General features: G+C 44.6%; 11 protein-coding genes and 1 pseudogene. 6 read left to right on the top strand and 6 right to left on the bottom strand.

All coding sequences use genetic code 11. The features are described from left to right. Positions 1-57 precede the first annotated feature (57 nt). On the bottom strand, positions 58-2,340 hold the full coding sequence (gene metE, locus MSG33_RS15535) for a 5-methyltetrahydropteroyltriglutamate--homocysteine S-methyltransferase (protein ID WP_248381407.1): 2,283 nt from the start codon (positions 2,338-2,340) through the stop codon (positions 58-60). 278 nt (positions 2,341-2,618) lie between these two features. On the opposite strand from metE, the gene metR reads away from it, so the two are divergent. Next, a complete protein-coding gene (gene metR, locus MSG33_RS15530; RefSeq protein WP_005392844.1) occupies positions 2,619-3,530 on the top strand; it encodes an HTH-type transcriptional regulator MetR in 912 nt (303 codons plus the stop codon). A 19-nt stretch (positions 3,531-3,549) separates the two neighbouring features. Here metR and MSG33_RS15525 read toward each other — a convergent pair whose 3' ends face one another. From MSG33_RS15525 to MSG33_RS15515, 3 genes are all read right to left on the bottom strand, one after another. Beyond that, positions 3,550-3,750, bottom strand: coding sequence for a DUF4250 domain-containing protein (locus MSG33_RS15525; RefSeq protein ID WP_005392843.1), 201 nt, complete (start codon positions 3,748-3,750; stop codon positions 3,550-3,552). A 153-nt stretch (positions 3,751-3,903) separates the two neighbouring features. After that, positions 3,904-4,614 carry a hypothetical protein gene (locus MSG33_RS15520; RefSeq protein WP_012841615.1) on the bottom strand — a complete coding sequence of 237 codons (711 nt, stop codon included), beginning with the start codon at positions 4,612-4,614 and terminating at the stop codon, positions 3,904-3,906. 86 nt (positions 4,615-4,700) lie between these two features. Beyond that, a complete protein-coding gene (locus MSG33_RS15515) occupies positions 4,701-7,157 on the bottom strand; it encodes an EAL domain-containing protein (protein WP_248381406.1) in 2,457 nt (818 codons plus the stop codon). 422 nt (positions 7,158-7,579) lie between these two features. Here MSG33_RS15515 and MSG33_RS15510 point away from each other — a divergent pair, with 422 nt between their 5' ends. The 3 genes and pseudogenes from MSG33_RS15510 to MSG33_RS15500 all read left to right on the top strand — a co-directional run bounded on the left by MSG33_RS15510 (position 7,580) and on the right by MSG33_RS15500 (position 14,644). Beyond that, entirely contained in the window at positions 7,580-9,913 is a 2,334-nt protein-coding gene (locus MSG33_RS15510) for a YgiQ family radical SAM protein (RefSeq protein WP_164666462.1), read from the top strand. Positions 9,914-10,175: 262 nt separating this feature from the next. Then, positions 10,176-13,687: pseudogene (locus MSG33_RS15505) on the top strand (T6SS effector BTH_I2691 family protein). A gap of 3 nt (positions 13,688-13,690) precedes the next feature. Further along, complete coding sequence (locus MSG33_RS15500) at positions 13,691-14,644, top strand: hypothetical protein (protein ID WP_248381405.1); 954 nt, start codon at positions 13,691-13,693, stop codon at positions 14,642-14,644. Positions 14,645-14,746: 102 nt separating this feature from the next. On the opposite strand, the gene MSG33_RS15495 is transcribed toward MSG33_RS15500, so the two are convergent. Then, a complete protein-coding gene (locus MSG33_RS15495) occupies positions 14,747-16,843 on the bottom strand; it encodes a methyl-accepting chemotaxis protein (RefSeq protein WP_248381404.1) in 2,097 nt (698 codons plus the stop codon). A 578-nt stretch (positions 16,844-17,421) separates the two neighbouring features. Between MSG33_RS15495 and MSG33_RS15490 the strand changes: the two genes are divergently transcribed. Both MSG33_RS15490 and MSG33_RS15485 read left to right on the top strand, forming a co-directional pair. Beyond that, a complete protein-coding gene (locus MSG33_RS15490) occupies positions 17,422-18,099 on the top strand; it encodes a response regulator transcription factor (protein WP_048625732.1) in 678 nt (225 codons plus the stop codon). Beyond that, the gene (locus MSG33_RS15485) at positions 18,096-19,385 is read left to right on the top strand and encodes a HAMP domain-containing sensor histidine kinase (RefSeq protein WP_248381403.1); all 1,290 of its coding nucleotides are present in this window, start codon (positions 18,096-18,098) and stop codon (positions 19,383-19,385) included. Before MSG33_RS15490 ends, MSG33_RS15485 begins: the two co-directional genes overlap by 4 nt. A 95-nt stretch (positions 19,386-19,480) precedes the next feature. On the opposite strand, the gene MSG33_RS15480 is transcribed toward MSG33_RS15485, so the two are convergent. After that, entirely contained in the window at positions 19,481-20,719 is a 1,239-nt protein-coding gene (locus tag MSG33_RS15480; protein WP_046874459.1) for a leucine-rich repeat-containing protein kinase family protein, read from the bottom strand. Between the last annotated feature and the right edge of the window lie 42 nt (positions 20,720-20,761).

The raw sequence follows: 20,761 nt of genomic DNA, 5'->3' as shown, positions 1-20,761 counted from the left end.
GCTAAGAATAGAAAAACGGAGACAACGGTCTCCGTTTTTATTTGCTAAAAAGGTGCCTTACGCCAGCTCAGCACGAAGTTTCTTCGCCGCTGACACGAGGTTCGCCAATGCCGCTTCTGTCTCTGCCCAGTTACGTGTTTTCAGACCACAGTCTGGGTTCACCCACAAACGTTGTACCGGAATCTTTTCTGCCGCTTTCTTTATTAGGCCTTCAATCCACTCTTCCGTCGGAATGTTTGGTGAGTGAATGTCATAAACACCTGGACCGATTTCATTCGGGTAATTGAACTCTTCAAACGCTTTAAGCAGTTCCATATTTGAGCGTGATGTTTCAATGGTAATCACATCCGCATCGAGCGCCGCGACTGAATCAATGATTTCATTGAACTCGCTGTAACACATGTGAGTGTGAATCTGAGTCTCTGGTTTTGCACTCGCTGCCGAGATCTTAAATGCATCCACCGCCCATTCTAAATACGCTTTGTGATCGCGCTTTTTCAACGGCAGACCTTCACGAATCGCAGGCTCATCGATTTGAATGATATTGATGCCTGCATCTTGCAGATCAGAAACCTCATCACGCAGTGCCAGTGCCAGTTGCTGGGCGATTTCTTGACGTGTGATGTCTTCACGCGGGAATGTCCAACATAAAATCGTTACCGGGCCCGTCAGCATACCTTTCATCTGCTTGCTGGTTAGCGATTGTGCGTACGTCGACCACTCCACCGTAATCGGCTTTTCACGCTCAATGTCAGCAACCACAATGGCTGGTTTCACACAGCGAGAGCCATAACTCTGTACCCAACCAAATTTCGTCGTTTGGAAGCCCGCCAAGTTCTCCGCGAAGTATTCCACCATGTCGTTCCGCTCAGCTTCACCGTGAACAAGCACATCTAGGTCAAGGGCTTCTTGACGTTTTACCGCATCCGCAATATGTCCTTTTAGTGCTTGGATATAGTCGGACTCAGATAACTGGCCAGTGCGATAAGCACTGCGCTGAACACGAATTTCACCCGTTTGAGGGAAAGAACCGATTGTCGTGGTTGGCAACAGAGGCAAGCCCAATACTTCAGCTTGATGCGCAGCACGCTCCGCGTAAGGTGCGCTGCGCTCGGCAAGTGACGCAGTAATACTGTTTAAACGTGCTTGAACTTGTGGCTTATTCACATGCGTTGCCGTTTTACGTGCTTTGATTGGCTGGCTGTAGGTATCACAAGCGAGAATCGCATCTTGATCACCATCGAGTGCTCGGCCAAGCAAGGCGACTTCTGTTACTTTTTGTTTTGCAAACGCAAACCAGCTTTTCACTTCTTCACTTAGCTCTGTTTCCAGTTCCAGATCAACCGGGCTATGTAGCAAAGAGCATGAGCTCGCAACCCAAAGGTTGTCGCCCAGTTTTTCTTTTACTGGCTGTAGACGTTCAAGTTGCGCACTCAAATCCGAGCGCCACACGTTACGACCGTTGACCACGCCAGCAGACAGCACCCACCCCTCCGGTAGTTTGGCAACCACGTCGTCAAGCTGCTGAGGCGCGGCAGATAAATCGATATGTAAACCATCCACTGGTAGCTTTACAATTTTGTCTAGCGTATCGCTTATAGAGTCAAAGTACGTCGTTAGCAGCACTTTTACATCGCTTCGAATCACTTGGTACGCTAGCTTGAACGCATCAGCCCACTGACTTTCAAGCTCTAGTGACAAAATTGGCTCATCAATCTGAACCCACTCAACACCTTGACTCGCGAGCTTTGCCAAAATAGCTTGGTAAGCCGTAAGCAATCGTGGCAGTAGCGTCAGGCGATCGAACCCTTCTTCTACCTCTTTACCTAAGTAAAGATAACTGACTGGGCCAAGCAAAACTGGCTTCACTTTATGCCCAGCTAGGGTTGCGTCGTTGATTTCTTCAAACAGTTGAGGCCAACTCACTTCAAATGTATCGTCCTTGCTGAATTCAGGTACGATGTAGTGGTAGTTTGTGTTGAACCATTTAGTCATATCCGATGCTGCAGCGCCCGCACAGCCGCAACCAGCTTGAGATTGACCGCGACCCACTTTGAATAGCGTATCCAAATCAGGGAAACCTTCTGCGTGACGTTTTGGCACGTGACCCAGTAACAACGTGGTCGTCAGTACATGATCGTACCAAGCGAAATCGCCAGCGGTGGTAAAACTCAAGCCAGCATCTGTTTGTGTTTGCCAGTTTTTAGCGCGCAGATCTGCCCCAACCTTTTTAAGCTCTGCTTGATCAATTTCTCCGCGCCAGTATTTTTCCTGAGCGAATTTTAATTCTCGTTTTTCACCGATGCGTGGATAACCTAATACGTGCGTTGTTGTAGCCATGTCCCTATTCCTTTTTCAATCTTGTTTAATTTGTTTGGGTCAGAGTATCTTTCGTCATAAAAGATGTCTGGATGGCTAAACTATCGCTCTCATCTGCGGTTTGAACAACGTCCATTTATTCAACTTGTTTATTAAAAAAATTCATCATGAGGCGACATGATTCGCAAATAAACACAACAAATAGACGTCTAGACGTTTACATATCCATTTTTTGTCGTTAAGTTATTTATACGATTGCTATTCTGTTCATAGCGAGCAACAAAGGATGAAAGGAATTCATGATAGAGCTAAAACATTTGCGGACACTCACTTCGCTTCGAGACACCGGCTCTCTAACCGCGACCGCGACCGCGTTGCATCTCACTCAATCGGCCTTGTCTCACCAGATCAAAGATTTAGAGGCACGGATTGGGGGACAATTATTCCTTAGAAAAACTCGTCCGGTGAAGTTCACTTCAGAGGGAGAAATCCTATTGCGTCTTGCAGAAGATATTCTTCCCAAACTCGCAAGAGCAGAAAATGATTTGGCAAGCTTGAAAGAAGACGTCAATGGTCGGTTGCATATGGCGATTGAATGTCACTCATGTTTCCAATGGCTCATGCCTGCTCTTAGGGAATATCAACTTGCCTGGCCTAGCGTAACACTGGATTTTTCATCAGGTTTTGGCTTTGAACCACTTCCTGCACTGTTAGCTGGCGAGTTGGATCTCGTTATCACGTCAGATATTCAACCTCGTTCTGAAGTGCATTATGAACCTTTATTCGACTTTGAAATGCGCTTAATTACCGCGACCAACCACCCATTGGCGGAAAAAGAAGTTATTGATCCGCAAGATCTCGCAGATCAAACCATGCTCTCTTATCCGGTTCAAAAACAAAGGCTAGACGTCGTAAAACACTTCTTGCAGCCAGCGGGTGTAGAACCCGCCAAATGGAAGCAAGCCGACAATACTCTAATGTTAGTGCAAATGGTCTCCGCAGGATTAGGGGTTGCAGCACTGCCAAATTGGGCGATTTCTGAATTTTCGCGCCAAGGGCTTATTACCAGTAAACCTTTTGGCCAAGGCTTATGGCGTCGCTTATTTGCTGCAACGCGTCACTCAGAGAAAGATAAACGTTACTTACAAGCCTTTTTCGCAACCGCAAGGCTACAATGTAAAAGCCACCTTGACGGAATCAAGATGGCTTAGGGATATGGATTAAGAAGGTTTAGCGTTGATATGCTTTAAATTGGTTGGTCAATGGATCGTACTGATAACCAAGCATATCAAGCTTGCCTACTACGGACTCTACATCCATTTCATACACCGATACTAACTCGTCAAAACTGTCGCACTCTAAACGTAGCTTTTCATTGACGATACCTAGCAAAATAATGCTATCCAAATTACCTACATTGCTTAAATCCATCGCGACTCTCCTCTTCGACAAGGTATATAAACAAGCGTAGACGTAATCACGTGAATTTAAAGTGAGCGCGATCCAAAACGTGAGTGCCTTATACTCAAGCAACCTAGAAAGGACTTGAGTACAAGCAGTATTGATCTGTTTCTCGACTCGAGATTAAGCCGCCAGAGAGAATAAACCTTGTAGGCTCGTCATTGACGCGAGCGCGAGCAACAGGGCGACGCTCAGTTGAACCTTTTCCGGTTTTTTATGTGTGAAGATATGCCAACACCAAACAATGATTGAAGAAATTAGCATGGCTAAAGACAACAAAATTGGTTGTGTTGCGGCGCTCAATGTCGCTTCATTTAACTGGTAAGAAGCAAATAGAGTTGCGATTACCAGCAGCATTCCAGACACAATGCCCGTAACTGGCAAAATGCGGTGAAATGCCTGCAATCTGCTACGAGCGATAGTCAGAAGCAATTGAGAAAATGACGCCCCAAGGAAAAATATCATTATTGCCATCGCAATAGACGCAGGCCAGCTTGGCTGTTCAAATGCTTGAATACTTACATACGCAAAAGCCAAACCATTCGCTAAATGCATCGCCCAAAGAGGGCCTTTTTCACGCGTTTTCTTGGTTTGAACCTGAGAGTAGAAATAGAAAATAGCGAACACGATCATAAATGCTTCAATGCGAAGAGAAGCAACCGCAAGCCACAATAACGCCACTGCTGGCAACATTTTATGAAGACGGCCTCTCTGACCCGGACAAATATCGCCCTTGATAAGAAGTAAAGTCAGTAGCGCTTGCGCGCCAAATAGCATCGGAGGAAAAGTAACCAGCAATTGTTGAATCATGTTAAATGCACGCTCAAAAGTCATTTTGGGGTGGCGATAATATCAAATCACCGATCGTCAAACCACCGAAAGTCTATCCCCAAATGTACTAGAACAGCGAGACTTTTTATTCAACAAGAAGCGAGATACTTCAACGCATCTTCTTGAGTTAACACGCCTCTGTATTCTTCTTTTTCATCACATAAAACCCACGGGAAGCGAATGCCTGTTTTGATTAGCTCTCGAACAGCAGCGACAGATAAGTGCGCATTGACGAGCACAAACTCCGTGCTCATTATCTGGTTCACCGGGCGTTTCCAAATCCAATTTTCTCGCTCAGTCTCTAATTCTGTCCCCATGGAAGGCGTTAGGTGTAAGTTAACTTGCTCTTTAGTAACTAAGCCAACACAGCGCTTTTCGTTAATGACAACCAACGGCGAACTTGGACTTAAATTCATATATTCCACCGCCAACGATAATGGTTCCCCGGGATCAAGGTGCCTTACCTCTTCATGGCTCAGTGATTGCAATACATCATCTTGTTTTGGTTTGACAGCAACACCCGAAAACAAATGTTCGTAACTTTCCGCTTTCTCCATCAAATCGACAGGCCGAGCACGAGAGAACAAAAAGCCTTGCATGTAATCCACACCTATTTCAGCCAATGTTTGAAGCTCCTGTTCTGACTCCACGCCCTCGGCAACCACTTTTACATTCATTTGCTGAGCAAGATCAGTGACCATTTTGACAATGTTATAACTGGTATTACCGTGCTGAATGTTCTTAACGAATTTTCGATCGATTTTCAGTAAATCAAACTGCCCTTTCTCTAGGTAAGAAAAAGAAGAATACCCTGTACCGAAGTCATCAATCGCAATTTTAATGCCCTCTTTGCGCACTTGTTCTAGCGCTTGGGTATGCTCTTCGTCTTGCTCAAAATACGCTGTTTCCGTCAGCTCAATCGTGACTCGTTTAGGATCGACACCACTGGCTTTAATTAGGTCATGCGAACGCTGAAGAACCTGGAGCGAATCCAATTTAGTATTCAGTGAGCGATTGATGGTTAACCCTATTTCCTCTCCATATATGTCTTGCAAGCGCGGAAAGTGTTTGAGCGCGGCTTGACAAACCCCATCATCCAGAGCCGCAATCAACTCTAAATCTTCAATAACAGTAATCATCTCTTGAGTGCTATAGGCATCACTTTCATGATAAAAGCGCGCTAAGGCCTCGAACTTAACGACTTTACCAGTTCGGCTGTCAATGATTGGTTGAAAATGAACATCCACCAGCCCACTGTCTATTTGCGCTTCCAAAAACGCCTCTAAATGCTGGCGTTTTACTAACTCAGAATGAAGCTCACTATTATAAAAATTAAAATAGCCACCTTCTCCAGAAAGTGAGGACAACATCGCCTGGGCTGCATGCGCTAACGCTTGCTTTGGCCTGTTTGTATCATAGCCGAGGATTGACACACCCGTTTGTCCCTCGACGATAGTGGTATGCATTTTTGTTCCCATTTCATTCCTAAGCTCAGTGAAGAAACCTTTCATTGCAATTTGAATCAAACGTAAAGGACTTAGCCATTGACAGTGAGGAGTTTGTAAACAGACAACAAACACATCCCTAGAAAGTTGACCCGCTATACTGGTGTAGCGGCTTCGCATAATAAAATCGGCGAAGCCTAGTTGCTGTTCAAGTAAGCATTTTTCAGAAAAATTTGGTCTGAGAGTCATGACGATATTGAGTTCTTTACTCCCACTTTCGTTCGCCAAATTAGCTAATTGCAGTTCGAACTCTTCTCTAGAAGGCAAAAAAGCTGACCAATCATGTTGTTGTTCACAGCGATTTTTCATCCACAACAAGGAAGCCGAAATGTCAGTAGAGAAGCCGAGATAAAGAATCCGTCCAGAATGAAATGTTAGCCGATAGATACAAAGATGATGCGCCTGATTACTACCATTTGCAGTTCTACTCAATAAATTACCGCTCCAGTATCCTTCATCATCAATATGTTGCCAGAGCTGGTCGTAAAACGCCTGACTATGGTGAGATGAGCTAAAGATATAGGTTTTAAGTCCAACCAAATCACGGTTTTGATAACCCATTTGCAATTCAAAGGCACGGTTACAACCTAAGATTCGGGTGTCTTCGTCCGCGACTAAAACCCCTACGTTCGGTAAATCAAAAATCGTTTCGAGAATTTTCGCTAACTCTTCGCAGCCAGTGATCGTCAATTGCGGGATGATAGAGCCTTGAACAATACGCTCATTGAGCTTTTCAAAGCTAATTGTGACATGTATTAAGCGAGCTTCATTAAGCATCATGCAACAAGAAAAACGACCTTGCCCACCTAGGAGCTCCACTTCTAAAATTCGTTGCCTTAGTGTTTCCTGTTGCCCCATCAGCATGTGCTCAAACAAATCATCTAAGCAGGTGACTGGCGTATTTAACCCAAAAGCATTTGCCATTCCTAGCTGGTCGCATTCGAACTCGCGAGTATCAATCTTGTAAGACCATTCAATCACTGGAGTCGGATTGGATGTCGGTTGCACTTTTTCATGTGCTATTGTTGTTGAGTCACTCATTCCCTAGCCCCCTTTTTAATTAGCCTCATGCTCAGGGTTCGTAGTCAACGTGCCTTATTCCATTTGGGACCTGCTGATCCTCTTGTAAAATAGATTCTGGCAACGTAAGCCAATCGACTTAGAACCTTTTCAGAGCTTGTTCGGCTTTTTGCATTTTCCTATGCATTAATTTGATTATAGGCGTTGTTTTTAATAAGCACACCATTGCTTATTGGTTGTATTAACATTGCGACATTTTTCACGACTCGACCTATAACCATGAGGCTTTCAAGGTGATATTAGACATAAAATCGCCGATATAGCCTTGATATTTTTGCAAACCAAATAAAACTCGATGAACTAAGCTTGAATAGATGAGTTTGGTATAGATACCTGATCCTCAAATCGCTATAATTCGCGCTCCCTGGAACAGAGAGCAAAATATGACCAATAACATCACTCCTATTCATGAGTACAAAAAATACTGGGCAGAGTGTTTTGGTACGGCACCTTTCTTGCCGACCAGTCGCAAAGAAATGGACGCCCTAGGATGGGATAGCTGTGACATTATCATCGTAACCGGTGATGCTTACGTGGATCACCCAAGCTTTGGTATGGCTATCATTGGCCGTCTGCTAGAAGCACAAGGTTTCCGTGTCGGTATCATTGCTCAACCAGAATGGCAAAACAAAGATGCATTCATGCAGCTTGGTAAGCCAAATCTGTTCTTCGGGATCACTGCGGGTAACATGGACTCCATGATCAACCGTTACACCGCGGATAAAAAACTTCGTCACGATGACGCGTACACACCAAATAACGAAGGTGGTAAACGCCCAGACCGCGCGACTTTGGTTTACTCTCAGCGTTGTCGTGAAGCCTATAAAGAAGTGCCTATTGTTTTAGGTGGTATCGAAGCCAGCCTACGCCGTGTTGCGCACTACGATTACTGGTCAGACAAAGTTCGCCGTTCGGTACTGTTTGATGCAAAAGCAGACATCCTACTTTTCGGTAACGCAGAACGCGCACTTGTAGAAGTAGCGCATCGCATCGCAAATGGCGAAGACATCAGCACCATGACCAATATTCGTGGTACCGCCGTGAACTTGCCAGCCGCGCCAGAAGGCTACACGGTTATCGATTCTTCTCGCATTGAAAAACCTCGTAAAGAAGCGTTCGTACCAAAGAACCCATACGAAGTAGAAACTCAGTGTGAAACTAAAAAAGATGAGCCAGTTGCAAAACCAATCACGATTCGCCCATCACGCCACGATGCTGCAACAACTGCGGTTCGCTTACCTTCGTTTGAAAAGCTAAGAAACGATCGCATTCTTTATGCTCATGCAAGTCGTGTATTGCATTTAGAAACGAACCCGTACTCAGGTCGAGCGTTACTTCAAAGCCATGGTGATCGTGAACTTTGGGTAAACCAAGCCCCAATCCCATTGACGACCGAAGAGATGGATTTTGTGTTTGGCTTGCCTTACGCGCGTGTTCCTCATCCTATGTACGGCAAAGCAAAAATTCCAGCGTATGACATGATCAAAACGTCTGTGAACATCATGCGTGGTTGTTTTGGTGGCTGTTCTTTCTGTTCGATTACCGAGCACGAAGGCCGAATCATTCAAAACCGCTCGAAAGAGTCAATCATTAACGAAATTGAAGAAATTCGCGACAAAGTTCCGGGCTTTACCGGCACAATTTCCGATCTTGGTGGCCCGACTGCAAACATGTACCGCCTAGGTTGTAAAGATCCAAAAGCAGAAGCGAACTGTCGTCGTCCTTCTTGTGTCTTCCCGGGCATCTGTAACAAGCTAAATACAGACCACAAACACACCATCGATCTATACCGCGAAGCGCGTAAAGTTGAAGGCGTGAAGAAAGTGATGGTCGCATCTGGCGTACGTTACGACCTTGCGATTGAATCACCAGAATACGTAAAAGAGCTCGTAACTCACCACGTTGGTGGTTACTTGAAGATTGCACCGGAACATACAGAGAAAGGCCCTCTTGATCTGATGATGAAACCTGGCATGGGCACGTATGATCGCTTTAAAGAGATGTTCGAGAAGTACAGCGCAGAAGCGGGTAAGAAGCAGTACTTAATCCCTTACTTTATCTCTGCGCACCCAGGCACAGAAGACGAAGACATGCTGAACCTTGCTCTGTGGCTGAAGAAAAACAACTTCGAGTGTGACCAAGTACAAAACTTCTACCCATCACCGATGTGTAACGCAACGTCGATGTACTACTCAGAGACAAACCCTCTGAAACGAGTGAAGTATAAAAAACGTGAAGATGTACCTGTAGCAAAAGGTGAACGTCAACGTCGCCTACATAAAGCGCTGTTGCGTTACCACGATCCAGCAAACTGGCCAATGATTCGCGAAGCCCTAATCAGTATGGGTAAAAAACATTTGATTGGTGACAAACAAGGCTGTCTCGTTCCTGCGGAAGACATTGAAGCACAAACACCTGCACAACGTCGTAAATCTGGTCGTCACGGGGCAAACCGCTTTGCAACCAAACATACCAAAAACCAACCAGGCTTCGGTGGTCATTTGAACAAACGCTCTGAAGGCGGTTCAAAAGATGGTAAACCATCTGGCAACCGTAACGGTTCTGGCAAAGCACAAGGTGGTCAACGCCCTGCAAGCAACGGCCAACGTCCTAGCGGCAACGGTGCAAACCGCCCGGCAGGCAGCAAGCCGCAAGGTCAAGGTCGCCCACAAGGACAAGGCAAACCAGCTGGTCAACGTAAACCAAAGCGTCGTTAATTCTTTAGCACTTAAATACTAGAAAGGGCTCCAGAGGTAACTCTGGAGCCCTTTTGTTTTGTCGGTTCATTGAGGTATCACTCACAACTCAAACTTTGATTCAATCAATACAAAAAATGGTAAACACCAACCAACTTATTGGAAAAACAAACAATTATTTGATTGAAGAAAAATAATAAAAAACTAACTCATTGATTTTAAATTACTTTATTTTGGTGCGATATTTGCGTAATAGAGTAAAACTCTTAAACATGGGCTAACGATGAGTAATCCACTTCCTCCAAAAACTTCGATGTTCTGGCACGACAACAGCTATACCTATGAGGAGGCCGTTCAGGCATTTGAACGCTGAAATCGCTGAATATCGTTCCAACCACGGAATCCGATGATCTTGCTGGCTCACCCCCAGAGCGCAGTATGTTTTGGGAGGGAGAAACAAAAAAAATCGATCCGCCACCGCCGTCAGAACCAGAACCTCTCAATTTAAAAAACGAGAAAGAACCAACAGAGGCTTTACCGGCACACTTCATCCCTGTTCGCTACGCCATCGATCAGCTAGAAACGGAAGAAACACAACCTTTTGGTTTGCCTGAAGAATGGAAAGGCCAAGGCCCAGCCAAACTCAATACCGTTGGCTACACCCTGCGTCAACTACGCGATGGTTGGCTGTATGTCTATGATGCAATTAACAAAAGCTTAGACGAATACGAAATCAAAGGAACGCAATTCACGCTCTATAAGTTGGGAGAATCAGAAAGCCCAAAATCAGAACAGCGTGGGACACCACAAGATGCAAGGCCTTTCCTTACTTACGTCAACGGAAGCGTACTATCGATTTGTTTCTCTGAGCACCGGTGGACATGGCACACGTTCATGCGCGTCCTTAACAATCCGAGTAATCATATCGATCGCATGCAAACCATTGTTCTGTCTGCAAACGAGAATCAGCACAACATTGCACCAATCGATAAGTTAACTCAAGTGGCTGATATTGAACCTTCTGCAGTTGATGATGGGCGTTTTGCAGATTCTGGCATCGCTACCAAAGCTGACGAAGATGGTTCTACCTTTAAACCTGTCGCAGCCGAGAGTGACTTAACCTCTGCGATTCCAGAAGAAGAATCGGGCTACTTCGTCGCGATAAAAGATTACGCCGCAGACATTCAAGACATGTCGCTGCATTTTGTTGGCGCAGCAAGCCCCTACCGCCTTTTCATTGATCAGTTTTCAAACCAGTGGAACTTGATGCAGACCGCCATGCAATTGTGCATGTTCGGGGCAAGTGACGAGATAGACATGCCTACAGGAGTAAAGCGCAAAAACCAAGAGCTTGAATTCTATATGGACATGGCGGATTACTATGACAACTCAGCAATGGTTGACCTTACCAGTGAATCTCAAGCAGCTATCATCAAAGGAATGCCATCTTCATTTTCCCAGCAAGCTATCGATGATTACCAAAAATCCACTTCAGAAATAGCAGAGGCCATACAGAAGAAATATGGCATTTCAGCAAACCGATTTGGTAAATACGAGCAATGGATAGCGACTGAACGTTGGCGTAAGCAGCTCAACTGGAAGCAAATGCTGAGTGAGATGCAAGAGCTGTCAGAACAAAAAGAAACCATGCTTGCCGAAGTTGTCTCAGTAAAACGAGACTTTATAGCAGTCATGGAGTCCTTAACGCCCCATCATCTCGAAAGAACCTTCGACCTATACAGTGAAGATACACAATACAGCTTGTATCAACTTCATAAACAAGCCGTTGAGTCATTTACTTTGGTGGTGCAAGAAGAAGACCGCCAATGGGCTGAAAGCCAATGGGATAAACCAACCAGTTTACTTGCACTCTACACTTCCGGGTTTAGTCGTAGTCTCTTTAAACAAGTGGAGAAGCTAATTCCTGAACAAGTTTCAAATCAGGTAGGTGAAGTAGACGTTGCCAAAAATGTTCCAGACACTGAAAGCTCAGACAAAAAGTTTATGGACTACGTTTCGGAGGCAAGTAACCGTGTGGGTATGTATGCAAAAGTAATGGACTTTATTTCTAACCCAAATACTGCCGAAACCGAATTTTTAAAAGATATAGCAAAAGGGTTCGATGAGCTAGATAGCATATTCAAAGCGACTAACAGCGCTTTATTGAAGGGGGCAATAGAGGTTGGCGTTAGCCTTACAGCCCAAGCGTCCATCATCATAATATCTCTATTGTCAAAACCGTTCACCCGAAAAAGTTTTTACATAAGAGCTGCCGTTGTAGAACGTCTGTCGATGGATACTCCAATCAACGTCAACAAAGGCTACGCACAAAATTTTGGTTCTTGGAAATCTAATCATGATAAAAAACTCATCGCATCGAATCAAAACAAGGAAGTGTTAGCAGCCTTCAAAAAGGGCGATAAAACTATATCAAACAAGCAGTATAAGAAGGCTCTCCAGCAACAGCGGCACCTCCAAAAAAGCTTAGCCGTTGCGACGTTGGAATACCCACATTACATAGAACTTCCAGATGACGTACTTGAGGCAACAATTCAAATGCGTAAAGACATATGGGATAACAGGTTAAGTAATCTTAATAAACGGTTTGAAGATGTGGGTGGCCTAGGTTTCCTAGCTCTAATTTTCAACTGCCTCGCACTTGCTGATGCGATAAACAGTATTCAAGAGACCGGGCTTATGTCTCAAGATGATTTCTTGGATATTCAGCAAAAGCTTTTTTATACAGCCGGAGCTTGGACGGGTATTCGTACAGGTAAATTCTGGGATAGTGTGAAGGGTGATCCCAAATTAAGAGCTCATTCATACAAAGTCTTAAAAGAGCTAGTGAATCAAAATGTCGAAGGTTTTGAAAACTTGATCCTAGATGATTTAAAGGTATTCAATAAATGGCTCGCGATTACAGGAGCTTTAGGTGCGTTAGCTTCAGGTATTGAGGCTTACCGTTCTTGGCAGAGTGTAGATGACGTATATGGTCTCGAGAGCAAATTATATTTAGCAAATACCGTAACGCTTGGTTTAACTGGTGCGATTGGTGCGTTTCAGTTCTTAGGAGCCTCTACTGGTACTTTTTCGACTAACTTGCTTTTTGGAGGCCCGGTAACGGCAGCTTTAGTTATTCTTACAGTCACATACCTAGCCATCAGTTATATGCTGAATAAAATGAAACAAGATGATTACCAAAAATGGTTAGATAAACTGCCTTGGGGTTATCACCCGTCTCGCACTCAGTGGAGCCAATCTTCGAGCTTACCCGAAAGAGAGAAGCATAATTCAGCATTGGTGCAGCAAGCACTGTTTGACTTACAATCTATTATTCAACAGCCTACGGTATACCATCAACCTATTGAAAAAGTACAGGCTTATCCAGGCTATACACATCGTGAGTTAGTTGGCTTGGAAGTACATATTCAACTGCCACGGCGTGCTGCAACGAATGGTATTACAGTGACTACCAACACCAAGGCAACAGAAGATGATTTGACGTCAGGCTCGTGGCATCACAACGCAGATTTAGTTACGCTACAAACTCAAGACCAAGCGAGAAAAGAATCACTGGTGTACAAGGTAACATTGCCAATTGAAGAAGCAGACCAATACTTTGCCATGCAAGTATCATATGATGTGGAAGATGATGCTCCAGCCAAGCATGAGTATTGGTTCCAAAATAGCGTAAAACAGAGTGCAACTTATGGCGTGATTTCAGACAATACCAAACAAAACATCATTAAGAAATCACTCATCCCCATTGTTGGCACATTAGGTTTTCAGGAGTAACCCTTGGCATATTCACCATTTTATATCACCCCAGAAGAATTGGCAGTTTATCAAGAGGCGCAAGAGCAAGAAATACTCGCAGGCGATAATGTCAGAACATGGCATAAGTATGATGTAGAGGAACCATTTCGCTATTACTTTAAACTTTTTTCGCTTCCATTTGTGATCGCCCCATTCCTATTAACTTTGTTTATACACACGAGTGACACGGTTGGCGTAACTATTTTTTCTTTTATTTTGTCGGTGATGGTGTCTGGAGCCTTTTACCTTACGATTGGCCTCGACTATCGCTATGACTATATTTTTTCTAGCAAAGGCTTTGTGATGAAAAAGCGTCGCAATATGCCTAAATGGGTAAATACCGCTACGCAAGCTGTTGGCTGGATAGGTGCAGTGGTGTGTGTGGTGATGGTAGCACTGGTTGGTCCGATGTCATTAGCGGGAGCAGGTGCCTTCATTTTGCTTTCATTTGGTATGCTTAAACGCAAGCCTGATGAACCAACAGAAGTGAGAGTTGGAGAGCGAGAAGACTGGCTCTTTGCTGATTACAATAAGAAAAGAAAAGTAATTAAGTTCTTTTTTAAGTATGACAGGTGCGAATACCAAGATACTGCTCAGGAGATTACTTTTCGCTCACAGGGGCGATTCTATTGTTACATTTTCTTTAAAACTGAATCGGACTTAGAATCCATGGTCACACAACTTTCAAATATCTACAAGCTGGATTGTAAAGAGGTCAATGATCATAAAAAGCTGTTTGAAGCGAAGCCTGAACCTAGACTTTTTACGACTCCTGCTTGTTATCGAGAATACCCTACCAATGAAGTGTTTGATTTAAGGGATGCGAAAGCGCCTCTCCCAGAGTGTAAGTATCTTTACAACGGCAAGTGGCAAACCGAATCAGAAATCGAGCGCTTAAAAGCGGCTAGTGAACAGCAAGCAACTCCCGCTTCATAGTTTGCAGCAAGCATTAAAAAAAGGCTCCAGAGGTAACTCTGGAGCCTTTTTTTTGTGAGAAGTAAACGTTTTAAGTTGGGTTAAACTCTCTCACTCGCTTGATTAAGACAACTTGAACTTACTCAACTCACCGTGAAGATCACTGGCTTTTGCCGTCAGTTCATTGCTGATCGCTACCGAAGATGACATGGTATCCATCACTTCCATCGCCGTATCATTAATCACAACCACATTACGGTTGATCTCTTCTGATACCGAGCTTTGCTCTTCTGCCGCTGAAGCGATCTGATTATTCATATCATTAATCACTTCAATAGCTTGGTTGATTTCGGCCAACGCCAACTGCGCTGCTTGTGTTTCTTCTTTGGTATCCACCGCTTGCTTCTGGCTTTGCTCCATTAACAGGACGATTGATTGCGTTTCTTGCTCCAAACGAGCCAACATTGCACGAATTTCTTCTGTCGAGCCTTGTGTGCGCGTTGCAAGGTTGCGGACTTCATCGGCTACCACAGCAAAACCACGACCCGCTTCACCAGCACGCGCAGCTTCAATCGCAGCGTTCAGAGCCAACAAGTTGGTTTGATCGGCAATGCCACCAATCTCACTCAGAATCCCCTGAATCGCCGTGCTTGAAGCCACCAAATTCTGCGTCTGGTGCTGTGCATCATTCACTTGCGAAGCGAGGTTATCCACCGCGCTTGCAGCATTGTCCATACGCGACATGCCATTCGCACTATTGCTTTGAACTTGGCTTGCCGCCGCTGCTGCTTGTACCGCAGAATTTGCCACTTCTTGTGCGGTTGCGCTCATCTCATTAATCGCCGTTGCTAGCGAGTTGACTTCGTTCACTTGAACGTTCAGTTGATCTCTCGAAGCTGCCGCGCGAGCTTGACCTTCACTTGCACTTTTATCGACTTGATCCGCCGTCGCCATTACGGTTAAAAGCATTTCCTGAATGCGAGCGAGGAAGGTATTAAACCAGTGCGCCAGTTGGGCGGTTTCGTCCTTACCTTTAACCTCAATGCGGTAAGTTAGGTCGCCCTCGCCTTGTGCTGCGTCTTTAAAACGCTCCACTAAGTTAGTTAATACTTTGCCCAACGAGGTCGCGATCACCGTCATCGCAACAATACCAATCAGAGCCGCAATAATCCCTGCCCACACTCCCTTTTCAAGAGCTTCTGCACTTTGTTCTTCACTCCATCGCTCGTAGTCATCCACGTTCTTTTTAAGGAAGCTACTGGGAACCGACACCATAACGATCCAAGGCGCATCGCTGGTGTCAATTGCAGTAATCGCATACTCATCCCCGCCAAACGTCACAAGGCCTGCGCCTTTTTGTTTCGCAATGGATTGAATACGCGCCCATTGAGACGCCAACTCATGAGAGACTTTCTTACCCACTTGATCCGCTTGGCTGCTGTTCGCCAGCGTGATGCCTTTCCACGAAGAAATCAGAATACGGCCTTGTCCATCAAATAAGTCGCTCGCGTAATCTTCACTTTGGCTTTGTAACTCGTTCAATGACAAATCAAAACCGAGAGAACCAATGATCTCGCCACGTAACTTGATTGGTTGGCTAATGGTCGTGATCAGTTCTTGTTTGCCGCGAACCGGATACATGTACGGTTCCATCACGAACGTTTTGCCCGTTTCGTAAGGCATCAAGTGCCAATCGTCTTTACGCTCACCGTTGTTGTTTAATTCAGTATTGCTAAAGCTATCCATCGCCACGACATCAAAACTGTTGTGCGAATTTGGCGAAAAGAATGGCGCTAAGTAGCCTTCGCTATTAAAGCCAAGGCTTTTGTCTTGAATCGTTGGCTCAACCCACGATGGCTTTTCCCATACCATGTAACCAGCAAACACAGCTTTGTTCTGAGCTTCTAGCGACGCAATAAACTGTTTAACAATAATGTCTGGCGTCGCGGCCGTCTCTGCGCTTAATTCGATAATTGAACGCGCTTGCTTTAGGTTCGCCAACACTGGCTCTAACTGGTTGGAAATATTCAGCCCTTGCTGAATCGCCGTATTGCTCAGGTCGGTCGTGGTGGCTTCGTTCAGTTGAGATTTTACTTTTGTAGTGATTTGTTCATTCACTTGCGTGAACGCATTGGTTGTCATACCCATTGCAATCAATAGAGTGAAGGCCATTGCCCCACCCGCACTGACAGCAATTCGAGTGCGTATACTGTTAAACATGATCGCCTCACAAATTGATTTTTATCTGGCATTAAGCATTGGAAGGATCATGGATTTTAAACAAGTAAAGTTAATGGAAGGCTTTCATTTATGAACAGAGCAAGAACAGAAAATGTAGTTTTATTAATAAAAATAAAATAATGCAGGTTTTCGCTTATACATGAAGCCATTGATTTAATTGAATTATCTCAAAAAGGAGAATCTAAGCGTTTGTATTTAAAAGCAATAACCATAATTAAAAAATGGACTTAAGAGAAGTAAGAACTTTTTCTATGAGTGAGTCAGTAAAAATCAGTAATTACTAACAATGTGCTCAAGGTCACATAAATAATTTAGTATCTTCATGTTTTATATAGAGTTAACAGAATCAAATAATCCACCCCATTTATACATCAAGAGAAATTGATAGATATGAACAAAAGATCGTAGATTTACTTGGATAATAAGACGGTATTCAAGCTAGACATTGAAAACCGACACAAAGGTGAGAAAATCATCGTCGACAACTTTTTCACACCTATAGTGAATAATGTTCGTTAAGATCAACATTCGAATTTATCGAGATTGGATAAGAATAAATGAAGCGTGTACTTTTGGTAGAAGATAATCGTGAAATAGCGGGAATGTTGTTTGATTATTTTGAGTGTGCTGGCATGCAGCTGGATTATGCCGACAACGGTGAGCTAGGCTTAAAACTAGCGATGGATAATGCGTTTGACATCATTTTGCTCGACCTCATGCTGCCGCGCATGGATGGCCTAACACTGTGCAACAAGCTACGCGATGCAGGTAATAACACTCCGGTGTTGATGCTGACAGCACTTGATAGCCGAGACGACATGCTCAAAGGCTTCCAACACGGCGCCGACGACTACCTCACCAAACCGTTTGATCTCGATATTCTTGAAGCACGCATGACTGCATTGATTAAACGCTACCGCGGTACGGTTGCATCAACCAAACTCCAGTATGGCGAAGTGTCTATCGATCAAAAAACGCATCAAGCCTACCGTCAAGATAAGCTGTTGGCGTTGAATCCAACCACGTACACGATTCTAGAAATGCTGGTGAAAAACGCGCCAGAAGTGGTCACACGTGAGGAGATTGCTTTCCGATTGTGGCAAGAAGATGAGCCAAATAACGATGTGTTGCGTAGCCATATTTATCAATTGCGTGGGCAGCTCGACAAACCATTCAAAGAGCACGTTTTGAAAACCATTCCAAAAGTCGGCTTCCGATTGGAGCCCGGGGCATGATTCGCCGCTTATTTAACAATACACAAAGCTTAACCGGACGCCTTGAACTCTTCTTCCTTCTAGTGTCGGTTGTGATTGGCTTGCTATGCTTCGCATTGGTTAGCGGAGCGCTATTATGGTCGGAAGATCGCGTCGGTGAACGACGCATTATGATCGATAAAAAAGAGGCGATTGAGCACTTTCGAAACCATCCTGATAGCGGAATCATCAAACTCGATTTACTGACAACGGCATACAACGACATCAATCTCGTTCCTGAGCTCTATCAACCCTTTATTCAAAATAAAAAATATTTTCTCGCTGAAGTTGCTGACGAACCAGACACTCGCATGATTTACATGAGCACCTACACGCAAGATGGAGAGGAACACCCTATTATTCTGATCTCTCTGATTGATGAGATAGAAATTACATCTAACGAGTTTATGTTTGTTCTCGTTATGGTGCTGGCGGTTGTCATCGGGTTACTTTTGATTTTTGGCAGCCTATTATCGAGACTTTCTCTGCGTCTCATTGAACCTGTTAGTGCCCTAAAAACACAGCTGGACCGCCATCAAGGTGACACTACACAAAAATTTGTTGTCCCTGAAGGCTCTGCAAATGAATTCCAAACGCTCGCAAATCAGCTTAATGAATATCGACATCAAATCAATCAAGTGATTAAACGAGAACAAGCTTTTGCACGATATGCCAGCCATGAACTGAGAACACCGCTCACAGTGATGAAAGGCTCAAGCAGCTTGCTAGCCAGAAGTCCAAGTACATCGTTTCAAGAACGTCAGATTGGCCGTATTCAAGATGCCACTTTGCAGATGTCGACCATGGTTGATGCTTTGTTGGGTTTGGTGCGATATGAACGCAACACAGACGACAGCCCCGTTCGAACCATATCAGAGCAAGAGCTTCACAACATCGTTGCTCTTAGCCAAGCGCAAGCCGATGAAAAGTCGTTGGAATTTAATGTACAGATATTGGGTCATCCGCAAACCAAAGCGACCACTGCAGTGCTTAACATTACGTTGAGTAACTTAATTCGCAACGGCATTGCAGCCACGTCAGCGGGAACGATTCATATCACCATGACCGATACCACACTGTCGGTGAGAGATGAAGGCGAAGGCTTCTCTTCCGTGCCAGATGCCGAAGGCCATGGTTTGGGGCTCATGATTGTGGACGACTTATGCCGACGCTATGGCTGGCAATTCACTATTGATACACATCCTGAGGGGGGATGTGAGGCAGTGATTGACCTTTCGTCAGAGCATCATGAGGCTTGCTCAGAGTAACTTCCTCAGCACTAGATTCAATCAAGAGGTATCTCATTTGCTCAGTATCAAAACGGGCAGTTCGATACCTCTTTCTGATTCGATTGAATGAAATCTTATGCCGCAAGCCCAACTAGTCGTTCGAATGCTTGCGATGCCGATTCCGACGCTTCACACACAGAAAACACATCTTCGATAAAGTACTTCAACGCTCTGGATTCAATGGCTCTGATTGCAGCTTGCTGCTCGTCTGATAAATAGCCGTAAATGCTCGCCGCGCCAAAGTCACCGAAGATCATCTCGCCTTGTTCGTTCACCAACGTATTGTGCGCATACAAATCACCATGACACACCTTGTTGTCGTGTAGGTGATAAAATACGTCCACCATCTGCTCAACAATAGAATTCATTTGCTCGACTGTCAGCGTAAACCCTTGTGGGAACGTATCTCGGGTGCAGGTTTCCAACGTTGGCGGTAAACCTAAGTTGTAGTAACTGTTAGGAATCAACTCCATCACCAACGCAAGCTCTTTACCGTCATCCACTTGCGCGATGGATTTCACTAGATTGTTGTGATGCCCAGCTTGCAAACACGCTTCAAGTTCATCATGAGGGTAGCCGTCACTTGTGACCTCGCCCTTGAACACTTTTACCGCAACTTCACTCGGGAAGTCGTATTGAGCATCAGTCCAGTTAGCATGAGAAATCACGCCACTTGCTCCTTGGCCGAGAACATGATTAAGCGAGTAACTGTTTGAGGTCACTTTCGGCACACTGTCTAGCGAAGATGGGTGTTTGCAGAATGGGTTACCTGCAAAAGCAAACCATGCCAATTTAGGTAGCTTCATCAACACATCCGGAAAGTGCTCTAGCTGGTTCGCAGAGAGACGAACCAATTCCAAATTAACTAAGTTTTCCATGCTACTTGGCAGTCGTTTGATGCGATTCCCCGCCAGTGCAAGCTTTCTTAAGCGCGGCCTTTCACCCAGACTGTTTGGCAGCGTTTCAATCTCGTTGTCGGTCAGGATCAGCCAACGTAACTGACTTGGTAGTGAGGCTTCACTCACCACTTTGATCTTGTTGGTTTTAAACCCAACCATCTCAAGGTTTGGCAGCTTGCCCAATACCTCTGGTAAATGAGTGAACTGATTATTGGACGCAAAGATGATTTTTAGTTTGGTCAACTGTTCCAGTTCTTGTGGCAAATCTGACAGTGCGTTGCCGGATAAATCTAACACTTCAAGCGAGTCTGCAAGCTCTAAAATTTCCATAGGGAACTCAGTTAGCCCTTCCGCCAACTTCAGTTGTTTAATTCCTACTAATTGTCCTGTTTTTAATTGTTCTAGAGTCTGCAAAACCAAGCCTTCTGATTGAATGGAAATAAGCTGAGTAGTGTA

The organism is Vibrio sp. 1CM7H (assembly GCF_023161645.1).
Lineage (GTDB): Bacteria > Pseudomonadota > Gammaproteobacteria > Enterobacterales > Vibrionaceae > Vibrio > Vibrio diabolicus.
Note: the sequence above shows the minus strand (reverse complement) of the source record. Positions and strands in the feature narration are given on the sequence as shown.

Excerpts from the sequence above, each read along its gene's own strand:
- metE (WP_248381407.1), bottom strand. The coding sequence starts at position 2,340 with ATGGCTACAACAACGCACGTATTAGGTTATCCACGCATCGGTGAAAAA.
- metR (WP_005392844.1), top strand. The coding sequence starts at position 2,619 with ATGATAGAGCTAAAACATTTGCGGACACTCACTTCGCTTCGAGACACC.
- MSG33_RS15525 (WP_005392843.1), bottom strand. The coding sequence starts at position 3,750 with ATGGATTTAAGCAATGTAGGTAATTTGGATAGCATTATTTTGCTAGGT.
- MSG33_RS15520 (WP_012841615.1), bottom strand. The coding sequence starts at position 4,614 with ATGACTTTTGAGCGTGCATTTAACATGATTCAACAATTGCTGGTTACT.
- MSG33_RS15515 (WP_248381406.1), bottom strand. The coding sequence starts at position 7,157 with ATGAGTGACTCAACAACAATAGCACATGAAAAAGTGCAACCGACATCC.
- MSG33_RS15510 (WP_164666462.1), top strand. The coding sequence starts at position 7,580 with ATGACCAATAACATCACTCCTATTCATGAGTACAAAAAATACTGGGCA.
- MSG33_RS15495 (WP_248381404.1), bottom strand. The coding sequence starts at position 16,843 with ATGTTTAACAGTATACGCACTCGAATTGCTGTCAGTGCGGGTGGGGCA.
- MSG33_RS15490 (WP_048625732.1), top strand. The coding sequence starts at position 17,422 with ATGAAGCGTGTACTTTTGGTAGAAGATAATCGTGAAATAGCGGGAATG.
- MSG33_RS15485 (WP_248381403.1), top strand. The coding sequence starts at position 18,096 with ATGATTCGCCGCTTATTTAACAATACACAAAGCTTAACCGGACGCCTT.